The following is a 22,231-nucleotide window of genomic DNA, read 5'->3' on the forward strand; positions in this document are numbered from 1 at the left end:
CGTCGACCGACGGACGCTACATGCGGCTGGACCGCAAGCTTGACGACTGATGCAACGCGGCGTTGTTGCAAATTCGTCTCAGTGCTTGGACCAGATATGATTTTGGCGATGGGCTGACTTGGCGATGGGCTGACGCCTCCCTATAAGGGCCTCTCCGCGATTCCCTTCCGGGAGGACCGTATGGCAGGATTTGACATCGTTATGCGAGGCCGCGAAGCCTAAGTCTGCTCAGGCTTTCCGAAGATTGATCGGAAAGCCGGACGCAGGAGAGGCATTTGCCGCTGCCGGTCGCCACCTTCGGGCGAGCGGCCTGCCATACTGAACCTTCCGCTTTCACAGACGCCGCAAGGCGCAGACGCGGTTTTTCCAATTTGACTTTACCGGGACCGGGCTCGTTTGCGCCCGGATGACATTATGGCTCGTTTCAAGATCGATCTGCGCGCCAGCGCCTTTCGCAGTGTGCTTGGCTTTACGTTCAGTCACTGGCGCCGCCAGCCATGGCGGCTTTCGCTCATCATGGGCGCCTTCCTGCTCTCGACGCTCGCCGATGTGCTGACACCCTTTTACTCCGGCCGCCTGGTCGATGCGGTCGCGAGCGGCGCCGGAACCGACGCGGTCGCCTGGAATGCGGCGATGACGGCGCTCTGGATCCTGATGGCGTTGGCGCTGGCCGGCGTCGTGCTGCGCAATGTCGCCTTCCTGTGGATTGTCGAGCTGACGCTGAAGATGATGTCGGACATCGCCGCCGATGCTTTCCATCGGGTGCAGCGCTTCTCAACGGACTGGCACGCCAACAGCTTTGCCGGATCGACGGTGCGCAAGATAACGCGTGGCATGTGGGCGTTGGATCTGCTCAACGACACTATCCTGATCGCGCTGCTGCCGTCGGTCGTCATGCTTGTCGGTTCAACGCTGCTGCTCGGCTGGTTCTGGCCGCTGATGGGAGCTGTCGTTGCCGCCGGCTCGGTGCTGTTCATCACAGTCACCGCGATGCTGTCGCTCGGCTACGTCGCGCCCGCCGCACGGCTTGCCAACAGCTGGGACACGCGGCTCGGCGGCTCGTTGGCCGACGCGGTGAGCTGCAATGCCGTCGTCAAGGGCTTCGGCGCGGAGGCCCGCGAGGAAGCGCGGCTGGCGCGCGTCGTCGCCAAATGGCGTCTGCGCACCGGCCGCACCTGGATGCGCGGCACCGCCAACGGCACCACGCAAGGGGCGCTGTTGCTGCTGATGCGGGCGGCGGTGATCGGTCTTGCCCTCATGCTGTGGGCCTGGGGCCAGGCGAGCGCCGGCGACGTCGCCTTCGTGCTGACCTCGTTTTTCGTGCTGCAGGGTTATCTGCGTGACATCGGCACGCATATCCGCAACCTGCAGCGCTCGATCAACGACATGGAGGAACTGGTCGACTTCCAGTCCGAGCCGCTCGGCATCGAAGACCGGCCCGGCGCTCAGCCGATCCGGATCACCGATGGGCATATCAGCTTCGACAAGGTGACGTTCCACTACGGCAATCACCGGCTGCCGCTGTACCGCGATTTCTCGGTCGACATCGCCGCGGGCGAGCGCATCGGACTGGTCGGGCATTCAGGCTCGGGCAAGACCACCTTCGTCAAGCTGATCCAGCGGCTCTACGACGTGAATGCGGGGCGCATCCTGATCGACCGGCAGGACATCTCGCAGGTCGAGCAGGCGTCGCTGCGCGGCCAGATCGCCATTGTCCAGCAGGAGCCGATCCTGTTCCACCGCTCACTTGCCGAGAACATCGCCTATGCCAGGCCGGGAGCGAGCCAGGCCGAGATCGAGCACGCCGCCAGGCTAGCCAGCGCGCATGATTTCATCGTCAACCTGCCCAAGGGCTATGGAACCCTGGTCGGCGAACGCGGCGTGAAGCTCTCGGGCGGCGAGCGTCAGCGCGTGGCGATCGCGCGCGCCTTCCTGGCCGATGCGCGCATCCTGATCCTGGATGAGGCGACATCGAGCCTCGATTCGGAATCGGAAGTGCTGATCCAGAAGGCGATGGAGCGGCTGATGGTGGGGCGCACGACCCTTGTCATCGCACACCGGCTCTCGACGGTGCGGGCGCTCGACCGGCTGCTGGTCTTTGACCGCGGCCGCATCGTCGAGGAAGGTTCGCATGACGAGTTGATCCGGCTCAACGGCGGTATCTACCGGCGGCTGTTCGAACGCCAGGCGCTCGAATTGACCAAGGGACTTGTCGGCTGAGGAAAGGACGGCACCCGGCTTTGGCCGGGCGCCGCCAGCCGTAGTGCAACTTGGGCTCAGTTCGGGCTAACGAAGCACGCAATCGCGGGGCCGGGTCGGACCTGTTGCGGGCGCGTCGGCGGGGCGTGACGCCTGTGGTCCTCGCTACTCAAAGTATGATGGTCGAGCAAATCCGCCTGTAAAGTCTGCGGTTGCAACCGCGCACTCGCCATGCGGCTAGAGTCACGCAGCGCTATATTCAAATTCATATATATTGAGTTTTCTGGACATTTTATTTTAAATCGGCGCAGATACATTTCTTGAAGAGATTGTTGTTGCGTATTTACAGAAAAGCAAATCGGATATGGTAATCGCGGGCCTGCTGAAGTTTGTCTTACGGGCGTGCCGATCGGAAGGATCTTATTTGGGAACCATAGGATTTCGACGACCGGCAGAGGACCTTGCATAGGCATTCACGATGGATCTTGTTTCCGCAAATGCCGGTCTGGAAAAGGTGGCCGCGCCGTCGGCGCTGGAATCTCAACACGGCTCGGTACGGCCGCTCGCCACCGAAGATCTCGAACGTGTCGCCGCACTCTTCCTGACGAAGTTTCGCCATCGCCGCCTGCGCGATCGCGCGATCGCGCGGACGGCGGACTATATGAGAGAGCTTTACCTTGACGGCGGCGAGAGCAAGGCTCTTGTCCAGATCAACCCGCAGGGTGGTTTGGGTGGGTTCATGGGCGTTCTGAAAGCCCGTTATGAGCTTAACGGAACGGCATTGAACGCGGCCATCATCGGCCCCTTCATGACCGACTCCAACACCGATCACGGTTGGGCCGGGCCGCAATTGCTGCGTGCCCTGCATCAAAGCGAATTCGATCTATACCTGACCGATTCAGCCAACCGGACATCCTTGGCCTTCGCGCGTCCGATGAAGTATCAGCTCTTGCCGGTGCATTGTCTGGAATGGACCTGTGTTTTCCGACCGGGCGCCATGGCCGCCGCGGTGCTGCGCCGCAAATGGCCCAGGCTGCCTCGCATGGCGCTCGACCCTTGCGCGCGATCATTCGACGCTCTTGCGGGAAGGAGGTTCGAGCCCCCGGTCCAACCTTCATCGTCGCGACGAATCCATCATGAGCCGATCGATGCCGCGCAATTTGCGGAGCGGCTGCCCATCCTCATGTCCGATTACTCGCTTCGGCCGAGTTGGAAAAATGGCGAACTGCCACGGCTGCTTGCACTGGCGGCCGAGAAGCGGGCCGACGGACCGCTTCATTTCGGCGGGACTTATGACGAAGCGGGCAATATGCTCGGCTGCCATGCCTTTTACGGTCAGGCCGGCGGCATCGCGAACCTGTTGCAAATCCAGGCGTCCGGATCGCACTGGGGCGCGACACTGGATGGCCTTGTCGCGGCGGCGCGGGAGATGGGCTGCGTGGGCATCACCGGGCAGACGCAGAAAAGGTTCATGCCCCAGCTCTTCGGCTACCAGCGTGTGTTCTTCCGCTACGCCGGGGGCACAATGGTCCGCTCGCGCAACGCCGAGGTCGCGGAAGCGGTCCGCTCCGGCGACATCTTCATCGGCGGGTTGATGGGCGATCGCTGGACCCGGCTCAGTTCCGACGATTTCGGCCGGGCCTGACGATCGCCGAGCCGATCTATCTTTTGACAGGATGCAATTCCGGACGGAGGGCTACGGCGAAGTGCCTAATCCAACCGTTTAACATTTCCTGGAATTGCTTTGAATCAGGTGAACTTATGCGGCGCGCCGCAAAAGCCGGCAATGATCTGGCAAAGGTCCGGCTCATTGATCATTTGGACCGCTTCGATGGCGCCAACCCATTTGCGCGTTCTTGCGCGCTTCTCTTTCCAGCGATCCGCAACGCGGTCGACATGCAGCGGAAAGACCAGTACCTCGCAAGGCACTTCCTCGCCTGTGGCGAGGACTTTGGCATAGAAATAGCGGCCGGCTTCAAGATGCGAGACGGTGCCGCGCAAGCCGGCTTCCTCGCCCGCCTCGCGAGCGGCCGCCTCGCAAAGCGGTTCCCTGGCCTCCGGCCAACCCTTGGGCAGAACCCAGCGCCCGGTATCGCGGCTGGTGATCAGCATGATCTCGACGCCGTTCTTGCCTTCACGCCAAGGCAAGGCGGCAACTTGCAGGCGGCACGGTGCCGTGCCGAAAAGTCTTCTGACTCTTTCGGTCATAGCGCTATGCGTTGTAGGCCTCGTCAACATTGAAGAAAGCTGCCCCAGCCTCCAGAATCATTTGCCACCTTACGAATCTTACGGCGAATTTTGAGCTTTAAAAGTAAAAAACTTCACTCCGTCGGAAAATCCCCCCAGAAAAAGTCGACTACGCAAGTAGTTGCGTTCATCGGCACGATTACGCGACGCGCCTTTGAGGCAGATTCTCCGGAAAATAGGGCGGCCGCCTAAAGCGCGTCGCGCTGAACCCGATTCAGGCGACGCGCTTAAGTCTTTGTTTTGATGTCGTTGTCCCCACACTTCTGGGCGACATGCATTAGCCCGCGTGATCGTCCGCGATCGGCTTCTGGTAAGTGAAGCCCATGTCCCAGGGAAAGTAGATCCAGGTGTCCTGGCTTACTTCGGTGACGAATGTATCGACCAGCGGCCGGCCCTTCGGCTTGGCGTAGACGGTCGCGAAATGCGCCTTCGGCATCATGGCGCGCACGATGCCGGCCGTCTTGCCAGTATCGGTCAGGTCGTCGATGATGAGCACGCCGGCCCCGTCATCGGCGAGCAGCGGCGGAGAAATCTCCTTCAGAACCTGCAGCTGACCCTGGCTGGTATAGTCATGATAGGAAGCGACGCACACCGTCTCGATGACCCGGATGCCGAGCTCGCGCGCGATGATGGCCGCGGGCACCAGGCCGCCGCGGGTGATGCAGACGATGGCTTTCCATTGTCCCTTATTGGCGCCGGAAAGGCGCCAGGAAAGCGCGCGGGCGTCGCGGTGGAACTGGTCCCAGGAGACGGGAAAGGCTTTTTCGGGAAGGGACATGGTTCGTGCACTCCGCAAGCGCGCGCCGCGGCGCGCAAAATCGGTGGAATGCAGGCGGAATTAGCCGGAAAGCGCCAGGCTTGGCAAGGGCTGGGACCGGCGATCGTTGTGAACTTAGGCAAGTCGCGCTCAAAGGAATTCAGGCGACGCCCTTTGGGCTTGATTTGCATATGCGTTGCCCTGAAACCGGTCCCCTTTCAGAAGACGGCTCAACGCGACAGGAAAGCCGCCACGTTCGTCGTGCGCAGCACCGTGCGGGTGACGCCGCCGAACAGAAGCTGGCGCAGCCAGGAATGGCTGTAGGCGCCGAGCACCAGAAGATCGGCGCCGGACTCCGTTATCCGGGCCTGGATGATATCGTCGACCGAGGACCCGTCCGACTTCTGCACGCAGACGCTGACATTGGCGCCATGGCGCGACAAGGCCGCGGCGATCTCGGCGCCGGCTGCTTCCGGAGAGTCATCGAGCGTCTCCGGCGGGTCGATGACGAGAATGTCCGTCTTGTCGGCCTCGGCGATGAAGGGTAGCGCATCGAAAGCGGCGCGAGCCGCCTCCTTGCTGCCGTTCCAGGCAAGCAGCACACGTCTGAAAGTTGTAACCAGCGGCCCGGCATGAGGCACGACCAGCACCGGCCGTCCGGCATCGTAAACCAGCGTGTCGACATCCGCGCTCGGATCGCCACCGGCGTCGCGTTGCGCGGCGATGATCAGATCGGCGGCGCGCACGCTTGATATGCCGGTCAGCGCGCTGTCGCCGGAGAAGCTTTCCAGGCTTCGCCATTCGAAGGACAGGCCGGATTCCTCGATCCGCTTGAGAAAATACGCCCGCAGCTTTTCGGCGCGCTCCCTGTTCATCTCGGCAGAGACCTGCAGGAATTCGGTATCCGGGAAGCCGGTGGCCGATGTGTAGGGGACGGGAAGCGCCTCGGCATGGATGCCGACGAGGTGGCTCTCGAACCTGTCGGCAAGCGGGAGGGCGCAATCGAGAACACGCTCGGCATCCTGTTCGTTCTGCAAAATGGCGACGATTGTCTTGAAGCGCATGACGTTCCCCTCAAATCTGCCGGCGCAAATACGCCTCCGGCCCTCAAACGGCCGGCTCGAAAGTGGCCTGCCAGAAACGTCGGTAAAGCCTATCTGGTTCCGGAGGTCAGCCTGCGTTGGCGAAGCCCGCCACCATCGCCTCGACGTCCTTGCGCGCGGACTCAAGGGCTTCCTCGCTGCGGGCGCGGACGACGAGCTCGGTCCAGAACTTGCCGTCGCCATATTTGGGATAGGAGCCGATGATGGTGTCGGGATGCGCCTTCTGGATGTCGGCCAGCGGCCCGCCGATCAGGCCCTCGCCGAAGGGGCAGTGCACGGTGGCCGACAGCATCCTGGTGCCGGCCTTGAGCGTCGGCACGACATTGTCGAGCATGGCCTGGAAGATCGCCGGCACGCCGGCCATGACATGGACGTTGCCGATGCGGAAGCCCGGTGCGACCGAGACGGGGTTGTCGATAAGGTCGGCGCCGCGCGGCATGCGCGCCATGCGCTTGCGCGCTTCGGTGAATTCGATGCCGCGCCCGGCATAGCTTGCTTCGAGCAGCGCGTAGGCCTTGGCGTCGTATTCGCAGGGCACGCCGAAAGCCTTGGCGACGGAGTCGGCGGTGATGTCGTCATGCGTGGGGCCAATGCCGCCTGTCGTAAAGACGTAGGTATAGCGCGCGCGCACAGCATTCACCGCCGCTACGATCTCGTCCTCCTCGTCGGGGACGATGCGCACCTCCTTCAGGTCGATGCCGATCGCAGTCATGATGTCGGCGAGGTGGCCGATGTTCCTGTCCTTGGTGCGGCCGGAGAGGATTTCGTCGCCGATGACAAGCATGGCGGCGGTGACGATTTCAGGCATGGCGGGCTCCGGCGGAAAAGGTTGCCTGAGATAACGCGGCCTGAGGCCGGCCGCAATGCGAAAGCCGGGTGCGCGCTTGTGGCGGCGGTCGTTGCCGATATGGTGCGGTCGGTCGGAAGCGGATGAAAAATGCTGATATCTATTGTCTCGTGGCTGCTCGCCGGCTTGCTTGTCGCGGCGGTCCTTGTCCTGCTCACCCTGATGCTCGCGACCTGGCGGATCGCGGCAAAGGCCGAAAGGCTGGTGCCGGCTTGCGGAAAGTTCGTCGAGATCGACGGCAACCGCATCCACTATGTGGAAGAAGGCGATGGCAGGCCGATCGTCTTTCTGCATGGGCTAGGCGCCCAGCTCCATCATTTTCGCCAAACGCTGTTCGGACGCTTCGGTGCCGGCTATCGGCTGATCGCGCTTGACCGGCCGGGCTCGGGCTATTCGGTTCGGGCAAGCGGCGCGACCGGCCGGCTGCCCGAACAGGCGGAAATCGTGCGGCGCTTCATCGAGGAACTGCGCCTGGAGCGGCCGCTCATCGTCGGCCATTCGCTCGGCGGCGCCATCGCGCTTGCATTGGCTACAAAGTATCCGACAGCGATTTCCGGCATCGCGCTGCTCTCACCGCTGACGCATTTGGAAGTGAGGGCACGTCTGCGGTTTGACCTGCTTTATGTTCCATCGCGGCCGCTACGCCGCGTTCTGGCCTATACGGTGGCGATACCGGCAAGCCTTCGTTACGCGCAGCCGACAATGAAGTTCATTTTCGCTCCGCAGGCCGTCTCCGAAGGGTACATGACCGGCGGCGGCGGATGGCTCGGGTTGCGACCGTCTCACTACTTCGCCACGTCCACCGATGTCGTGGCCGTGGAACAGGACCTTGGCCAGATCGAAAAGCGTTACCGCGAAATAGCAATGCCGGCAGGCATTCTGTTCGGCACGGGCGACCGGGTGATCGGCGAGACCGTCCATGGCCAACCGATGCTGGACAAGATCAACGGCCTCGACTTTGAGCGGGTCGAAGGTCTGGGCCACATGCCGCAATTTGTGGAGCCCGAACGGGTCGTCGCTTTTATCCGGCGTATCGCCACGCGCGCTTTCGCCGACGTGAATTGATTTCGGCCGGCGTTCGCGCCGGGCCTCGCGGCTCTTCACGCTGCGTCACACAAAAGTGTCGGACATGCGGAAAGTAGCGCCGCATAGCCACCGGCGGCCGGCATGAAACCTCAGGGGCTTTGCCGGTCGCGGGGGCGGTTCCAATTCTTAAATTAAAGCGCGTCGTTGTCCCAGAACCGCTGCACATTTCTGGGCGACAAGCATTAGTCGGAGACTTCGGTCTGCGGTCGGTCGCGGCCATCGGCGAGCTCATCATGCCACTTTCCTTCGGCGTCCTCATACTGGATACCGTCGGTGGTGCCGGCAACCTGCTGCTCGGACGAGGCGATCTCGGCTGCGCGCAGCGCCTCCTGGTGGGTGTGGAAAGTCTCGGAAAACGTCGAGCCGACCTTGTAGGCCCAGCCGCCATCATGCTCGACGATCTTATAAGTCAGCTTCGCCATGAAATCCTCCGGTTAAGAAGCCTGCTAGTAAGTTTCACCGTTTCACGGAAACGGCGAAATGCACTATCTCTTTGTTTCTACGCAATTCCGGACGGAAAACCGATGACACTTTTCCTGGAATTGCTCAGTGCAGCTTTCCGTCAGGCAGCTTGTCTTCGGGAACCAGCACTTCCGATTCCCTGGCCGCCTCGATAAGGGCGCGACGTGCGTCCGCTGTCGAACGATAACCTTCCAGCGCTTTGAGGCAAGTGTCCAGAGCATCGCGATGGCGCTCGCCGCGATTGAGCGGCCAAACGGTCATCAGGCACTCGGCGGCCTCGCGGGTGCTGCTTATCTGGCGATATTTGCCGACATGGCCGAGCTCGACCACCACCGGCTTCTCAAAAGGTTTGCTGTCTATCATGGCCGCCAACGTAAAGCGGCCAAATTGGTTGCAGTTGTGGCGAGGATCCTGCGCCCAAACGTCTCAGGACCCCCGCTGATTTTTCCGGCTCAGCTGGCGGCCTTCATCCAATGCCGCATCGTCGTCACCGAACGCGCCAGCTGCGGCGCCGGATGGATTTCCTCGCCGAAAGTCGCCGCCGCGCGCCAGCCCCAGCGCGGGTCGGCGAGGAATGCGCGCGCCAGCGCCACCATGTCGGCACGGCCATCGGCGACGATCGCCTCGGCCTGGCCTGGGTCGTCGATCAGTCCCACGGCGCGCGTGGGAATGTCGGCGCCCTTGCGAACGGCCTCCGCCAGATGCACCTGGTAGCCGGGGCCGGGCGGCACCTGCTGCAGGGGCGAATTGCCGCCGCTGGAGCAGCACAGATAGGCAACGCCCTCGGCCTTCAGCGCCTTGGCCACCTCGATCGCGTCCTCGACATCGAAACCGCCGTCGACCCATTCCTTCACCGAAAGGCGCGCGCCCAGCATCACGGACGGGGCGGCCTTCCTCACCGCCTTTGCGATCTCGAGCGCGAAACGCATGCGGTTTTCCAGCGACCCGCCCCAGCGATCGGTGCGCTGGTTGGAGAGCGGCGAAAGGAACTGGAAGATCAGATAGCCATGCGCGGCGTGCAGCTCGGCAAAGTCGAAGCCGGCGCGTTCGGCGCGCACGGCCGACTGCGCAAAACGCGCAATGAGCTCAAGGATTTCGTCCTCCTCCAACGCATGCGGAACATTCCAGCCCGTGTCATAGGCGATGGCCGAGGCCGAAACCGTCTGCCAGGGATCTTCGCCAGGCTGCAGCGGGCCGCCGCCTTCCCATGGTTTCCTGTTGGAGGCCTTGCGGCCGGCATGGGCAAGCTGGACGCCGAACTTCGTGCCGAGCGCGGCGACGCGCCTGGCGGCGTCGAGCGTGCGCTTGGCGGCCGCCTCGTTATCGTCCGAATAAAGACCGAGGCAGCCATGCGAGATGCGTCCGCGCCGCTCGACATCGGTCATCTCGACGGTAACCATGCCGGCGCCGGACATTGCCAGGTTCATCCAGTGATAGAGGTGCCAGTCGCTGGCTGAACCGTCCTCGGCCGAATACTGGCACATGGGGGCTACCGCGATGCGGTTGGGGAAGGTGAGGCCGCCGAGGGTGATCGGCTGGAAAAGCGATGACGTCATGAACGGGCTCCTGGAGGGATACCGCTATCTAGGCAGTCGAGGCGCTCCGCGCCAGACACGAGCCGGTGAAACTGCCGCTGGACCAGTCGGTTTCCAGGATTGCGCAGGTGGCCTTTCGCCGATGGTGCGGTTCCGCGTTTCGAAGGACGCGGAACCGCACCATTTTTTGTTTTGACGCAATTCCGGACGGAAAACCGTTTCACACTTTTCCTGAAATTGCTCTATCCCTTTGCGGCCAATACGGAGGTCGTTATGGAAGATCGCGTTCGCATCCGTTCGGAGGAGGTCCTTTCGGACGACTGGGCGGTGCTGAAGAAGACGGTGCTCGACTATCGCCGCCGCGACGGGCGGTGGGAGACGCAGACCCGCCAGACCTACGATCGCGGCGACGGCGCGGTGATCCTGCCGTTCGATCCGCGGCGCTCGACCGTGCTCCTGGTGCGGCAGTTCCGCTTCCCGGCTTATGTCGTGGGCCATCGCGAGCCGCTGATCGAGGCCTGCGCCGGGCTGCTCGACGAAAACGACCCCGAAACCGCCATCCGCAAGGAAGCGGAAGAGGAATTGGGCTACCGTTTGAAGGACGTCGAGAGGCTGTTCGCGCCATTCATGAGCCCGGGCAGCGTGACGGAGCGGCTTTGGTTCTTCACCGCGCGCTATTCGCCGGCCGACCGCATTTCCGCCGGCGGCGGCGCGCCGGAGGAGGGCGAGGACATCGAGGTTCTGGAAATATCATTGGACGAGGCGCTGGCCGCCATCGCCGACGGTCGCATCGTCGATGCCAAGACGATCATCCTGATCCAGCACCTGAAGCTCAATCCGATCGGAGCCTGAGCCTGTCTTCGATCGCGATGGTCCTCCTCCGCCGAGGCTTCGGAGGACACCCCTTCGTCCAACGGGCCCCGGTTGGCCTGCCACAGCCGAAGCTCGAAGAGCAAAGGGTGGTGCGGACGACGGGAATCGAACCCGTACGATCAAGGATCGAGGGATTTTAAGTCCCTTGCGTCTACCAATTCCGCCACGTCCGCGCGCCGCGATTGAGGCATGCCCCAGACGACGGCCAATTGCAACCGTCGGTACGGCGCGATCATCGGTGCTGAAGCATGGTGCGCCGGAACCGTGAAATGAACCTGGAGACACGCTGCACTGTCGTCACGATCGTTGCCCGCGCGCCTCGCACAGAGAGGACTTTGAAGGTCGACTCTCGGGACAGAAGACAGCCGATGACCCTTCGGCCGGCTAATTCCAGGAGACCCTGACAAGGCCCTGGAAGTTCTCTACCTGGTCGACTGTTTTCATCAGCGCAATTCTATATGCGCTCTTGTTGGCCAAGCCGTCCCAGACAAAAAATGCAACACCCGCGGCAACGATCAGAAGGATCGGTCGCATCGGAACCTCCCTCAAAATTCCCCGTATTCGCCATGCTATTATGATCCTGTCACGCCTCGAATACAAGCAATCGCTAATGTATGTGCCAGCCTGAGCGCGAGCAGCGTCGTCGAGATCGTTATCGCGATGACGATTAGTTGCATTGCGCGTCAGCCGGCGCGTGCGCGGCCGAGGTTTCCGCTTTGAATTCATCCGCCAGCCGACCCGCTGGCGGCTGACCAGATCCATTGTCGTGCGTGCCGATCTAATATTAGTGATGTTTAAAATGCTAGGTTCTACGAACCGATCTCTTTAGCGTCTGTCTGTCAGCATCGGGCCGGGTTTGATGGTGGAACCATGCGTGGGCCAGGCTGGATCAGGGGGCTGCGGGAGGCGGAGGCGCGGCAGTTGCGCAGCGAGATCGATCGGCTCGAGCGGGGTCTGATCGAGGCCGCCAACTCGAAGGCCAAATGGAACCTGCACGAGGTCGCGCACACGCTGCGCTGGCAGAAGGCGCGGCTTCGGCGGCTGGAGGAGTGCCTCACCGCGATGCCGGCCGGGAAGACAGTTTCGGGCCGATCCTGACCGGCCTGTTGCAAACCTTTCGGCCAGGCGTATCCGTCATGTCCGGCCCCCAGCGGGGGGCAGGGCAGTTGGAAAAATGGCGCGATCGCGGAATTTCGGTCTGCTACGGCAATGCTAGGTTTGCCACACGGTGGGTCGATCCGCCGAGGCCGGCGTCTATCAGGCCCCCTACCCATTCCCCCGCCCCCTGCGGGCGCCGGCCACCTGATTTCCAAGAGATAAGGGATAAGCTTCCGTCGCCGCGACGAGGGCAAGCCTCAGAATTTGTAGCTGAAATTTACGCCTAGCGTCTGCAGCTTCACGTCCTGGTCGCGTTCGGGGAAGGTGTCTTGAGCATCGAAATGCTCCTTGCCGAAATCATAGTAGCGGTATTGCGCGCCGACGACGACATTGTTGCTCAACGCATAGTCGACGCCGGCGCCGAGCGTCCAGCCGGTGCTGGTGCGGGTTCGGGCGAAGGCCGTACCTGACGCCTGCGAGGTTTCGATGCCGGCGAAAGCGATGCCGCCAATGCCATAAAGCAGCACGCGATCCATGGCATAGCCGGCCTTGGCGTTGATCGATCCGAACCACTTGACGTCGGTGCCGAATGTGTTCGCCGGGGCCGCTTCGGCGGTGCCGTCGATCGAGGCGTAGTTGAGATCGGCCTCGGCGCCGAGCACAGCCTGATCGAACTGCCAGAGCCCCGCGACATGGCCGCCGACGAAACCGCCGTCGATGTCGGGCTTGACCGAACCGCCGTCGACGGTGATGTCGGACCGGCCCCAGCCATAGCCAGCCTGCATGCCGGCATAATAGCCGGTCCAGTCGAAGCCAGGCGCGGTCATCGGCAGATCGGCAGCCACGTCCGCTGCCCAGGCAGACCCGGATAGCGTGGCGAGAAAGCCGGCACTGGCGAGCGTCAGTCGACGCATCGAGCACTCCGAAATGGCGGTTCCGAAAGACTCCTTGACGCAACCTAGCGTTATTCGCCGAGAAACGGAATTGTATTCCTGCAACAGTGGTTTACGTCGGTGGGTTGCGCGCACGATCTTCCAGGTCGCGCCGTTTCTCCTCGGGTGAGGCCAGCCGGCCGAAGGCGTATTCGGCAAGCATCGAGCCGGCGATGAATAGGGCGATCGGCGCAGCCCAGGCCCAGAACGAATGCAAGGTGAAGAAGGCTATTCCGGCGCAACATGCCGACAGCACGAAAATTGCAAACCGGATCGTTCGTGCCATCTCTTCCGCACCTGAATGGCGTCCAGGTTTCAGTCTAGGCGATTTCGCCCCGTCGCAGGAGAGATATCTGTCGGAACCGGTTCTGTCTTAAAACAAATCGGAGTTGCCAACTGGTCAAAACCACGCCCGCTTGGCACAGTCGGGCAAACAGGAGTTTCTCATGGCGAGCCGCACCAATCCGACGAAACCCAAGCCCTGGACGGAGGTGGCGACGCATCTGGTCGATGTCGCGATGGGCCGAAAGCCGGCGGACCTCGTCATCCGCAATGGGCGCTGGGTGAATGTCCATTCGGGCGAGATCATTCCCGGCACCGATATCGCGATCGCGGCCGGCCGTTTCGCCTATTGCGGGCCGAATGCCAGCCATGCCATCGGGCAGGGGACGAAGGTCGTCGACGCCGGCGGGCGCTATCTGGTGCCCGGCCTTTGCGACGCGCACATGCATGTCGAGAGCGGCATGGTGACCGTGACGGAGTTCTGCCGCGCCGTGATCCCGCATGGCACCACCTCGATGTTCATCGACCCGCACGAGATCGCCAATGTGCTCGGCCTGCCGGGCGTGCGACTGATGCACGACGAGGCGGTCGCGATGCCGATCAACGTGCATGTGCAGATGCCGTCCTGCGTGCCGTCGGCGCCGGGACTGGAGCATGCCGGCGCCGAATTGACGGTCGCCGATGTTGCCGAGGCGATGACCTGGGAAAACATCATCGGGCTCGGCGAGGTGATGAATTTCCCCGGCGTCGCCGCCAACAATCCGGTGATGTCGGGCGAGATCGCCGAGACGGTCAAGGCCGGCAAGACGGTCGGCGGGCACTATGCATCGCCCGATCTTGGCCTGCCGTTCCATGGCTATGTCGCGGGCGGGGCGGAAGACGACCACGAAGGCACGCGCGCCGAGGACGCGATAGCGCGCGTGCGCCAGGGCATGAAGGCGATGCTGAGGCTGGGGTCTGCCTGGTATGATGTCGCGGCACAGATCAAGGCGGTGACGGAAGGCGGCATCGACCCGCGCAATTTCATCCTGTGCACCGATGACAGCCATTCCGGCACGCTGGTGCATGAAGGTCATATGGACCGGGTGGTGCGGCACGCCATCAGCCAGGGCCTGAAGCCGGTGACGGCGATCCAGATGGCGACGCTCAACACCGCGCAGCATTTCAGGCTGGAGCGCGAGATCGGCTCCATCGCGCCCGGACGGCTGGCCGATCTGCTGATCGTTTCTAATCTCGCCCAGATGGCCATAGACGAGGTCTATGGCCGCGGTGTCAGGCTGGCGAAGGCCGGCAAGCTCGAGATCGACATTGCGGCCTATGACTATCCGCAATCCGCGAAGAACACCGTCAAGCTCGGCAAGAAGCTCGCGGCCGGGGATTTCGACATTTCGGCGCCGCAGGGCGCCAACGAGGTGCGTGCGCGGGTGATCGGCGTGATCGAGAACCAGGCGCCGACGCGGGCGCTGGAGGCCGACCTATCGGTCGAGGACGGGCTGGTCGCCATGGATCGCCGCAACGACATCTGCCAGATCGCCCTGGTCGAGCGGCATCGCGGCACGGGCGGCGTCACCAACGCATTCGTCTCCGGCTTCGGCTATGTGGAAGACTGCGCGATGGCGTCGAGCGTGGCGCATGACGCGCACCACATCATCGTCGTCGGCACCAACAAGGAAGACATGGCTTTGGCCGTCAACCGGCTGGGCGAGGTCGGCGGCGGCGTCGTGCTCTTTTCCAAGGGCAAGGAACTGGCGCTGGTCGAGATGCCGATCGCCGGCTTGATGTCGGACGAACGCGCCGAGATCGTCGCCGCCAAGGCCGAGCAACTGACCGAGGCGATGCGCAAGGTGGGCTGCTCGCTCAACAACGCCTATATGCAGCACTCGCTGCTGGCGCTGGTGGTCATTCCGGAGCTCAGAATCTCGGACGTCGGCCTGGTCGACGTGACAACGTTCCAGAAGGTCGATCTTTTTATCTGAGCGCCGGCTATCCGCCGGTGGCGATGGTCAGCACTCTGAACGGCGTGGTGATGACGACCTCGGCGACCGAGCCGACCGCCTTGCCGAGGCCCTGGCCGATATTGTTGAGCTGCGTCGGGTCGGACTCGTCCGAAGCAAGGCCGGCCGGTGTGCGCAGCCGGTTGCCGAGCAATTGCACCAGCATCGGGTTGTCCGCGAATTTGGCGTGGTTCAGGCCGCCGTCGCCGCCCTTGGCCTTGGTCAGGTCGACAACCGTGACGCCATAATTGGCAAGGTCGGCCGCGTTTCCGTAGTCGCCGACGCGCGGCTTGTCCCCGGAAATGAAGCTCGACAGTTTCAGCGCCCGGTCGTCACCCGAAAGCAGGATGGCGAACGGCTTGTCCGGCTTGCCGTAGCGGATCATCTGCTTCTTGAAGACATCGACGTCGATGTCGGGCGAGGCGAGGATGACATAACCGAGCTTGCCGTTGAGATCGCGGTCGCCGGTGATGGCGAGTTGGCGCAGCGCCTCCATCGTCAGCCAGGTGCCCATCGAATGGGCGATGATGTCGATGCTCTTGACGCGTGTCTTGGCAAGCATCCTCAGCGTCGCCTCGAGGTCGTCGCGCGCGGCGGTCGAGCTGTCCTTGTCGTAGATATAGCCGGTCGCCTTGGCGCTCGATGCCCATGAAAACAGCACCGGCGTGCCCGGATATCTGGTGTCGTGAGCGATCTGCGTCAGCCGGTAGATGCCGTCGTCAAAACCGTTGTTGAAGCCGTGCACGAATACCAAAGCGCGGTCGCCGCGCATGGAAATGTCGGCACCGACCGCCTTGGCGAATTGCTGCGCATCGCCATAGCGGACGACATCGGTGGCCGTGAAGTGCTTGGCCGGGTTAGAGTCGGCCGAGCCCTTGGCGCGCTCGATCGCGCCGACCTGGTGGATCTTCGGCACGGTGACGTCGACGCGGGCATAGAGGGTGGTCAGCGAGCGGTCGCCGTCGAACACCTGGCGCGGATACTTGGTCGCCTGCTGGCGAGTCGTGGCGACGAAGATCTCGTGGCTGGCAGCGATGTCGGAGGCCGGCGCCGCAACCGCCTTGCGGTTGAGCAGATCGTGCGTAGGACCGGCACAGCCGGCGAGGGCGAGCGCGAAGGCAAGGCCGACAACGATCTTCACATGCACAGTCACCCGGGGTCCCCCAAGGGCGGCAAACCTCTCTATTACTCCGATAAAGCCAGAGGGCTGCCGGGTCCAGTTCAAAGTCCATGCGATGCGGAAACCCGCACCGATAGGGTTACTGCGCGGCCAGTTGGCGGATGCGGTCGGTCACATCGCGGTCGCTGGCGAAGCCGTCGTCCTCGCGGAGCCGCTGTCCGATCATCTGCACCATCACCGGGTTGTCTGCGAATTTGGTGTGGTTGAAGCTGTCGCTGCCCTTGACCTTGGAAAGGTCGACCACCGTGACGCCATAAGACGCGAGGTCGGCGGCATCCCGATAATCGCCGACGCGCGGCCGTGAGCCGGCGATCAGGCCGGAGAGCCGCAACGCCCGGTCGTCGTCCGACAGGAGCAGGATGAATGGCTTGTCCGGCTTGCCGTAGCGGCGCATCTGGCTCTTGAAGACGTCGACATCGATGTCGGGCGAGGCGAGCACCACGTCGCCGAGCTTGCCGCTCAGGTCGCGGTCGCCGGTGATGGCGAGCTGGCGCAGCGTCTCCATCGTCACCCAGGTTCCCATCGAATGGGCGACGATGTCGATGCGCCGCGCGCCGGTCTGCGCCAGCATCCTCAGCGTCACTTCCAGCTGATCGCGGGCGGCGGCGGCACTTTCCTTGTCATAGACATAGTCGGTGGTCTTGGCGCCGGAAGCCCAGGAGAACAGAACCGGAGTGCCCGGATAGCCGGAATCGTGGACGATCTGGGTCAGGCGGTAGACGGCATCGTCGAAGCCGGTGTTGTAGCCATGGACGAAGACCATGACGCGGCCACCACGGGCGTCGATGTCGGCGTTGAGGGCGCTGGCGAATTTCGGCTGCGTGTCGTAGCCGACTACTTCGGAGGCCATGAAATACTTTGTCGGGTCGTTCGACTTGCCGCGCGAGCGCCGCTCGATCTGGCCGGTCTGGTGAACCGGCGGCACGGTGACGTTGACGCGGGCGTAGTTGAGCGTCGCCGAGCGTTCGCCGTCGAAGACCTTGTTCGGGTCGTCGGAAGGCTTGCGCGTGGTGGCGATGAAGATCGAATGGTTGCCGGCGATCTCGGTCGCCTGCGTCGGCACGACGACGCTGCCCAGGATTTCCTGAGCCTGGTGGCCCGCGCACCCCGCCGTCAGCAGGGCAAGGGCAATGATCAGAATTGTCTTCAACCGCACGTCGACACTTCCACTGGCATTTCCACTCTGGCCATGATTGGCCATCCACCTCCGCGGAAATCTCCCCCGACAGGGGAAGTGAGGCGGAAGTAAGTCGTGTACAGCGGAAATGCGTTCAGCGCCGGGCGACGGCCATCGCACTGTTGCGCGAAAGCCAAAACGGCGGCAGGAAGATTTGCCGGCACGGGCCAGGGCCATTCTTGCGTGCCGGCGAGGTCAAAAATGAGGGACTTGTGGTGAACAGCTTTTCCGCCCGCGTTGCCGTGGCTGCCGAAGCGATCCGCGGAATCTTTCCCGAAACGCCCCTGCAGGAAAACGACTATCTGTCGAAGAAGACCGGCGCCCGCATCCTTTTGAAGCGCGAGGACCTGACGCCGGTGCGCTCCTACAAGATCAGGGGCGCCTTCAATTTTTTCCGCAAGGCGCTGGCCGCCGGCAACAACGCCGAGCTTTTCGTCTGCGCCTCGGCCGGCAATCACGCGCAGGGTTTTGCCTTCGTCTGCCGCCATTTCGGCAAAAAGGGCGTCGTGTTCATGCCGGTGACGACACCGCAACAGAAGATCGACAAGACGCGGCTGTTCGGCGGCGATTTCGTCGAGATCAGGCTGGTCGGCGACTTCTTCGACGATTGCTACCGCGCCGCCTTCGAATTCACCGAAAGCGCCGGCGCGCATATGGTGCCGCCCTTCGACCACAAGGACATCATCGAGGGCCAGGCAACGGTTGCCTATGAGATCGCGGCCCAGATGCCGGGCGGGCGGACACCCGATATCGTCATGCTCCCAGTGGGTGGCGGCGGCCTCGCTGCCGGGGTGACGCATTATTTCGCCGACCAGCATCGCGATCCGCGCTTCGTGTTCTGCGAGCCGGCGGGCGCGCCGAGCCTCGCCGAGAGCCTTGCCGGCGGCAAGCGCGTCAAGCTCTCCAAGGTCGACAATTTCGTCGACGGCGCGGCGGTGGCCGAGATCGGCCGGGAGCCGCTGCGCCATCTCAAGGACTTCACCGCCGATGCGGTCCGGCTGGTTCCGGAGAATCGGCTCTGCGCCACCATGATCGAGATGCTCAATGTCGAGGGCGTCGTGCTGGAGCCGGCCGGCGCATTGGCGATCGACGCGCTCAAGGATTTTTCGCGCAAGGAGATCAGGGGCAAGACCATCGTCGCTGTCGTCTCCGGCGGCAATTTCGATTTCGAGCGGCTGCCGGACGTGAAGGAAAGGGCGCTGCGCTTCGAGGGGCTGAAAAAGTATTTCATCATCCGCTTCCCGCAGCGGCCGGGCGCGCTGCGCGATTTCCTCGAGATGCTCGGTCCTGACGACGACATCGCGCGCTTCGAGTATCTGAAAAAGTCGGCGCGCAATTTCGGCTCGGTGCTGATCGGCATCGAGACCAAGGACCGGCGCAATTTCGACCTGCTGAAGGCCAATTTCGACGCCGAGGGCGTGCAATATCAGGACATTACCGACAACGAGACGCTGGCGGGGTTCATTATATGAGCGCTAAGGGCATGATCTTCGTCGCGCTGTTTTCCGGGATCAATGTCGGCGGCAACCGCATCGTCAAAATGGCGGAGCTCAAAGCCCTCTTCGAGAGCCTCGGCTTCACCGATGTCGCGACCTATGTGCAAAGCGGCAATGTCGTGTTCCGGGCGAACAAGGGCGACGCGGTGACGCTGGCCAAGCAACTGGAAACGGCCTTCGAAAAGAAATGGGGTTTCAATTCGCGCATCGTGGTGCGCGATGCCGGCTGGTTCGAGCGGCTGGTTGGGCAAAATCCCTATCCCGAGATCGCCGGCGAACCGACCAAACTGCACGCCTATGTGCTGGAGCGCGAGCCGACCGCCGAGGAGACGAAGCGGCTCGCCGACAAATGCACCGGCCCCGAGAGCTTCGAGATCAAGGGCGACGTGCTTTACCTGCACGCACCGGAAGGGCTCGGCAAGTCGGTATTCGCCAATCTCATCCCGCGTACGCTGAAGGTGCCGGGCACGGCGCGCAACTGGCGCAGCGTGCTGGCGTTGCTCGAAATGACCGGCAAGGCCGGCGGCTGACTGATCATTGTAGGAAATTCCGGACGGAAGGCTGCGGCGAAGCCGCCGAGCCTAACCGCCAGGCACTTTCCTGGAATTGCTTCGGGACTTAAGCGGCCTTTTGCCAGTCGAAGCTCAATTCCTCGCGGAAGGCAAAGCGCTTGATATGGTCGGCGACCACCGTCTCCAGTCGCTCCAGCGAAGCTTCATCGTCGGCGGCCAAAGCGATATGCAGCGCCGTGTCGTCGGCTTCCATCACGGTGCGGCCGATGGAGAGCTGGATGGCGCCGTGCTGCGGGTCGAACTCGACCGGGAACTTGTGCGACCAATGCTTGCAGAGCTGCTGCAGATAGCGGCTGGCATGTTCGGTGGCGACATCTGCGCGGCTGGTCAGCATGAAATTCTCCTGGCGGATGAAGAAAACGCCAGTCTGGATGAGGCCGGCGCCAATTGCTGATAGATAGGTAAGGCCTGCCGAAACGCCAGCGGCCGCCGCGCGGGATCGCCGGCCCTACCAAACACCCGTGTTGGGCATCGAGGCCCACGGCTCGGCCTTGGCCTGGGCCGGGCCTTTCTGCAGAAGCTCGATCGAGATGCCGTCGGGCGAGCGGATGAAGGCCATGTTGCCGTCGCGCGGCGGACGATTGATGGTCACGCCACTGTCCATCAGCTTCCGGCAGGTGGCGTAGATGTCGTCGACCTCATAGGCGAGGTGCCCGAAATTGCGGCCGCCCTGATAGTCTTCCGGGTCCCAATTGTAGGTCAGCTCGACCAGCGGCGCTTTCTCATTGATGCCGCTCTGCTCGTCTTCCGGCGCGGCGAGGAAGATCAGCGTGTAGCGGCCCTGCTCGTTTTCATAACGGCGCACTTCCTTCAGACCGAGCTTGTTGCAGTAGAAATCGAGCGACTGGTCGACATCGGCGACGCGGATCATTGTGTGCAGATAGCGCATGGCGGCTTCCTCGGGGTGTTGGGGTTGCGGCACCATAGGGGCCACCCGGCGAAAGGGCAATCGTCCGACAATAGGGGCTGCGCGATCGATTTGGGGCCTTGCCGTTTCGGCTTCCGGAAGCGCCGGCAAACAACATTTCAGCCTTTCCAGTGCTGAACGGTGAAAAAAGGCACGTCAGCCCTTGCACACCCCGGAAGCCGCAGTGTTAATCTCTTGGCAAGAATCAGTTGCGGTTCAGTTGAAAAAAGGGGGCATTCTTATGGGGGAAAAGGCCTCTTTCACGAGGCGGGACGGAAGCCTTGACGACGCCTTGCAGCGGGACAGTGGCGGCGATCCCGCCGAGCTTGCCGAAATCGCCGGCGCTATCAAATGGTTCGACGTGGCCAAGGGCTACGGCTTCATTCTTCCGGACGACGGCGTCTCGGGCGACATCCTCCTCCATGTGACTTGTCTTCGAAGGGATGGCTTCCAGACGGCGCTCGAAGGCGCGCGGGTCGTCTGCCTGGTCAAGCAGGGCGAGCGCGGGCTGCAGGCTTTCCGGGTTCTTTCCATGGATGCCTCGACGGCTGTCCACCCGGCAGAACAGGAACAGCGCACCCACGTAACCGTGACTCCGGAGAGCGGCCTCGAGCGGGCTCTGGTCAAGTGGTTCAACCGCACCAAGGGTTTTGGCTTCCTGACGCGGGGCGAGGGGACGGAAGATATCTTCGTCCACATGGAGACGCTGCGGCGCTACGGCATAACCGAGCTTAGGCCGGGCCAGGTCGTGCTCGTACGCTTCGGACGCGGCGACAAAGGCCTTATGGCCGCCGAAATCCACCCCGATATGGGCACCTTGTCGGTCTCGCACTAAGGGCCGCTCGACGCAGCCGAGCTGTCCCTTTGCCGCGGCGCGACCCTATTGTCCGAAAACCGGTTCCACTTGTCCGGATCATGGTCTAGAGCATGATGCGACATCATGCTCCGTCTCTAGGACGTGGGTCTGGACGAGGTACCTGATGGCTCATCGCAATTGGCTGACCGCAGGCGCGCTCTGCGCCGCGATCGTTTTCGCTGCCTATTTCACCGGCCTGAAACCAGGCCTGGCGGATGCGATGCTGCTGCCCATCGATCGGACACCGCTTGTGGTGTCGACCGGCTCGGGCGAGCGTTCTTTCTCCATCGAGATCGCCGATACCTCCGCCGAACGCGAGGCGGGACTGATGTTTCGCCGGACGATGGCCGACGATCACGGCATGTTGTTCGTCTTCGAAAGATCCGACGAGGTGGATTTCTGGATGAAGAACACGCCAATGGCGCTCGACCTCGTCTTCGTCGGTGAGGACGGCCGGATCAAGGCCATCAAGCGTGGCGAGCCGGAATCCGAAGCCATCATCTCACCAGGACAGCCCGTGCGCTTCGTGCTTGAACTGAAGGCAGGCACGGCCGCCAGGGACGGCATCAAGGAAGGCGATCTTTTGCGCCATCCGGCCATCGGCGCGGGCGCCGGTTCCAACTGAAGA

General features: G+C 62.8%; 23 protein-coding genes and 1 tRNA gene. 10 read left to right on the forward strand and 14 right to left on the reverse strand.

Annotated features, from left to right (window positions below; all coding sequences use genetic code 11):
- The first annotated feature begins 414 nt into the window (after nt 1-414).
- Entirely contained in the window at nt 415-2,220 is a 1,806-nt protein-coding gene (locus RFM98_RS02230; RefSeq protein WP_320307305.1) for an ABC transporter ATP-binding protein, read from the forward strand.
- A gap of 457 nt (nt 2,221-2,677) precedes the next feature.
- Nucleotides 2,678-3,844 carry a hypothetical protein gene (locus RFM98_RS02235; RefSeq protein WP_320307306.1) on the forward strand — a complete coding sequence of 389 codons (1,167 nt, stop codon included), beginning with the start codon at nt 2,678-2,680 and terminating at the stop codon, nt 3,842-3,844.
- A 104-nt stretch (nt 3,845-3,948) separates the two neighbouring features.
- Here RFM98_RS02235 and RFM98_RS02240 read toward each other — a convergent pair whose 3' ends face one another.
- The 4 genes from RFM98_RS02240 to RFM98_RS02255 all read right to left on the reverse strand — a co-directional run bounded on the left by RFM98_RS02240 (nt 3,949) and on the right by RFM98_RS02255 (nt 7,114).
- Nucleotides 3,949-4,437: an NUDIX hydrolase gene (locus RFM98_RS02240; RefSeq protein ID WP_320307307.1), complete on the reverse strand. Its 489-nt coding sequence runs from the start codon at nt 4,435-4,437 to the stop codon at nt 3,949-3,951.
- A 286-nt stretch (nt 4,438-4,723) separates the two neighbouring features.
- The gene (gene gpt / locus RFM98_RS02245; RefSeq protein ID WP_095765134.1) at nt 4,724-5,224 is read right to left on the reverse strand and encodes a xanthine phosphoribosyltransferase; all 501 of its coding nucleotides are present in this window, start codon (nt 5,222-5,224) and stop codon (nt 4,724-4,726) included.
- Nucleotides 5,225-5,433: 209 nt separating this feature from the next.
- Nucleotides 5,434-6,267, reverse strand: coding sequence for a universal stress protein (locus RFM98_RS02250; RefSeq protein WP_320307308.1), 834 nt, complete (start codon nt 6,265-6,267; stop codon nt 5,434-5,436).
- Between the two features lie 106 nt (nt 6,268-6,373).
- Nucleotides 6,374-7,114, reverse strand: coding sequence for a competence/damage-inducible protein A (locus RFM98_RS02255; protein WP_320307309.1), 741 nt, complete (start codon nt 7,112-7,114; stop codon nt 6,374-6,376).
- Between the two features lie 129 nt (nt 7,115-7,243).
- Here RFM98_RS02255 and RFM98_RS02260 point away from each other — a divergent pair, with 129 nt between their 5' ends.
- Nucleotides 7,244-8,218: an alpha/beta fold hydrolase gene (locus RFM98_RS02260; protein WP_320307310.1), complete on the forward strand. Its 975-nt coding sequence runs from the start codon at nt 7,244-7,246 to the stop codon at nt 8,216-8,218.
- A gap of 203 nt (nt 8,219-8,421) precedes the next feature.
- Here the strand turns inward: RFM98_RS02260 and RFM98_RS02265 are convergent, their stop codons facing one another.
- From RFM98_RS02265 to RFM98_RS02275, 3 genes are all read right to left on the reverse strand, one after another.
- Entirely contained in the window at nt 8,422-8,661 is a 240-nt protein-coding gene (locus RFM98_RS02265) for a DUF2188 domain-containing protein (RefSeq protein ID WP_320216473.1), read from the reverse strand.
- Nucleotides 8,662-8,785: 124 nt separating this feature from the next.
- Nucleotides 8,786-9,064: a DUF982 domain-containing protein gene (locus RFM98_RS02270; protein ID WP_320307311.1), complete on the reverse strand. Its 279-nt coding sequence runs from the start codon at nt 9,062-9,064 to the stop codon at nt 8,786-8,788.
- An 89-nt stretch (nt 9,065-9,153) separates the two neighbouring features.
- Nucleotides 9,154-10,257 (reverse strand): NADH:flavin oxidoreductase/NADH oxidase, encoded by a 1,104-nt coding sequence (locus RFM98_RS02275; protein WP_320307312.1) that lies wholly within the window; start codon nt 10,255-10,257, stop codon nt 9,154-9,156.
- A 252-nt stretch (nt 10,258-10,509) separates the two neighbouring features.
- Here RFM98_RS02275 and RFM98_RS02280 point away from each other — a divergent pair, with 252 nt between their 5' ends.
- The gene (locus tag RFM98_RS02280) at nt 10,510-11,088 is read left to right on the forward strand and encodes an NUDIX domain-containing protein (RefSeq protein ID WP_320307313.1); all 579 of its coding nucleotides are present in this window, start codon (nt 10,510-10,512) and stop codon (nt 11,086-11,088) included.
- 108 nt (nt 11,089-11,196) lie between these two features.
- Here the strand turns inward: RFM98_RS02280 and RFM98_RS02285 are convergent.
- A tRNA-Leu gene (locus tag RFM98_RS02285) sits at nt 11,197-11,282 on the reverse strand.
- A 697-nt stretch (nt 11,283-11,979) separates the two neighbouring features.
- Here RFM98_RS02285 and RFM98_RS02290 point away from each other — a divergent pair.
- Nucleotides 11,980-12,207, forward strand: coding sequence for a hypothetical protein (locus RFM98_RS02290; RefSeq protein WP_320307314.1), 228 nt, complete (start codon nt 11,980-11,982; stop codon nt 12,205-12,207).
- A gap of 257 nt (nt 12,208-12,464) precedes the next feature.
- Here RFM98_RS02290 and RFM98_RS02295 read toward each other — a convergent pair whose 3' ends face one another.
- Together RFM98_RS02295 and RFM98_RS02300 are read right to left on the reverse strand one after the other, a co-directional pair.
- The gene (locus RFM98_RS02295) at nt 12,465-13,121 is read right to left on the reverse strand and encodes an outer membrane protein (protein WP_320307315.1); all 657 of its coding nucleotides are present in this window, start codon (nt 13,119-13,121) and stop codon (nt 12,465-12,467) included.
- A 91-nt stretch (nt 13,122-13,212) separates the two neighbouring features.
- A complete protein-coding gene (locus RFM98_RS02300; protein ID WP_320307316.1) occupies nt 13,213-13,425 on the reverse strand; it encodes a hypothetical protein in 213 nt (70 codons plus the stop codon).
- 160 nt (nt 13,426-13,585) lie between these two features.
- On the opposite strand from RFM98_RS02300, the gene ade reads away from it, so the two are divergent.
- Nucleotides 13,586-15,397, forward strand: coding sequence for an adenine deaminase (gene ade, locus RFM98_RS02305; protein WP_320307317.1), 1,812 nt, complete (start codon nt 13,586-13,588; stop codon nt 15,395-15,397).
- Nucleotides 15,398-15,404: 7 nt separating this feature from the next.
- On the opposite strand, the gene RFM98_RS02310 is transcribed toward ade, so the two are convergent.
- Entirely contained in the window at nt 15,405-16,568 is a 1,164-nt protein-coding gene (locus RFM98_RS02310) for an alpha/beta hydrolase (RefSeq protein ID WP_320307318.1), read from the reverse strand.
- 106 nt (nt 16,569-16,674) lie between these two features.
- Entirely contained in the window at nt 16,675-17,796 is a 1,122-nt protein-coding gene (locus RFM98_RS02315; protein ID WP_320307319.1) for an alpha/beta hydrolase, read from the reverse strand.
- A gap of 191 nt (nt 17,797-17,987) precedes the next feature.
- Here RFM98_RS02315 and ilvA point away from each other — a divergent pair, with 191 nt between their 5' ends.
- Together ilvA and RFM98_RS02325 are read left to right on the forward strand one after the other, a co-directional pair.
- Nucleotides 17,988-19,244, forward strand: a complete 1,257-nt coding sequence (gene ilvA / locus RFM98_RS02320; protein ID WP_320307320.1) for a threonine ammonia-lyase IlvA — start codon at nt 17,988-17,990, stop codon at nt 19,242-19,244.
- The gene (locus RFM98_RS02325) at nt 19,241-19,798 is read left to right on the forward strand and encodes a DUF1697 domain-containing protein (RefSeq protein ID WP_320307321.1); all 558 of its coding nucleotides are present in this window, start codon (nt 19,241-19,243) and stop codon (nt 19,796-19,798) included. The genes ilvA and RFM98_RS02325 overlap by 4 nt, the downstream gene beginning before the upstream one ends.
- 88 nt (nt 19,799-19,886) lie before the next feature.
- Here the strand turns inward: RFM98_RS02325 and RFM98_RS02330 are convergent, their stop codons facing one another.
- Together RFM98_RS02330 and gloA are read right to left on the reverse strand one after the other, a co-directional pair.
- Nucleotides 19,887-20,174 carry a DUF2218 domain-containing protein gene (locus RFM98_RS02330; protein ID WP_320215925.1) on the reverse strand — a complete coding sequence of 96 codons (288 nt, stop codon included), beginning with the start codon at nt 20,172-20,174 and terminating at the stop codon, nt 19,887-19,889.
- A gap of 114 nt (nt 20,175-20,288) precedes the next feature.
- Nucleotides 20,289-20,729: a lactoylglutathione lyase gene (gloA, locus tag RFM98_RS02335; RefSeq protein ID WP_320307322.1), complete on the reverse strand. Its 441-nt coding sequence runs from the start codon at nt 20,727-20,729 to the stop codon at nt 20,289-20,291.
- 259 nt (nt 20,730-20,988) lie between these two features.
- Between gloA and RFM98_RS02340 the strand changes: the two genes are divergently transcribed.
- Together RFM98_RS02340 and RFM98_RS02345 are read left to right on the forward strand one after the other, a co-directional pair.
- Nucleotides 20,989-21,582, forward strand: a complete 594-nt coding sequence (locus RFM98_RS02340; protein WP_320307323.1) for a cold-shock protein — start codon at nt 20,989-20,991, stop codon at nt 21,580-21,582.
- A gap of 145 nt (nt 21,583-21,727) precedes the next feature.
- Nucleotides 21,728-22,228, forward strand: a complete 501-nt coding sequence (locus tag RFM98_RS02345; protein WP_320307324.1) for a DUF192 domain-containing protein — start codon at nt 21,728-21,730, stop codon at nt 22,226-22,228.
- The last annotated feature ends 3 nt before the right edge of the window (nt 22,229-22,231 follow it).

It is taken from the genome of Mesorhizobium australafricanum (assembly GCF_033977265.1).
Taxonomy (GTDB): domain Bacteria; phylum Pseudomonadota; class Alphaproteobacteria; order Rhizobiales; family Rhizobiaceae; genus Mesorhizobium; species Mesorhizobium australafricanum.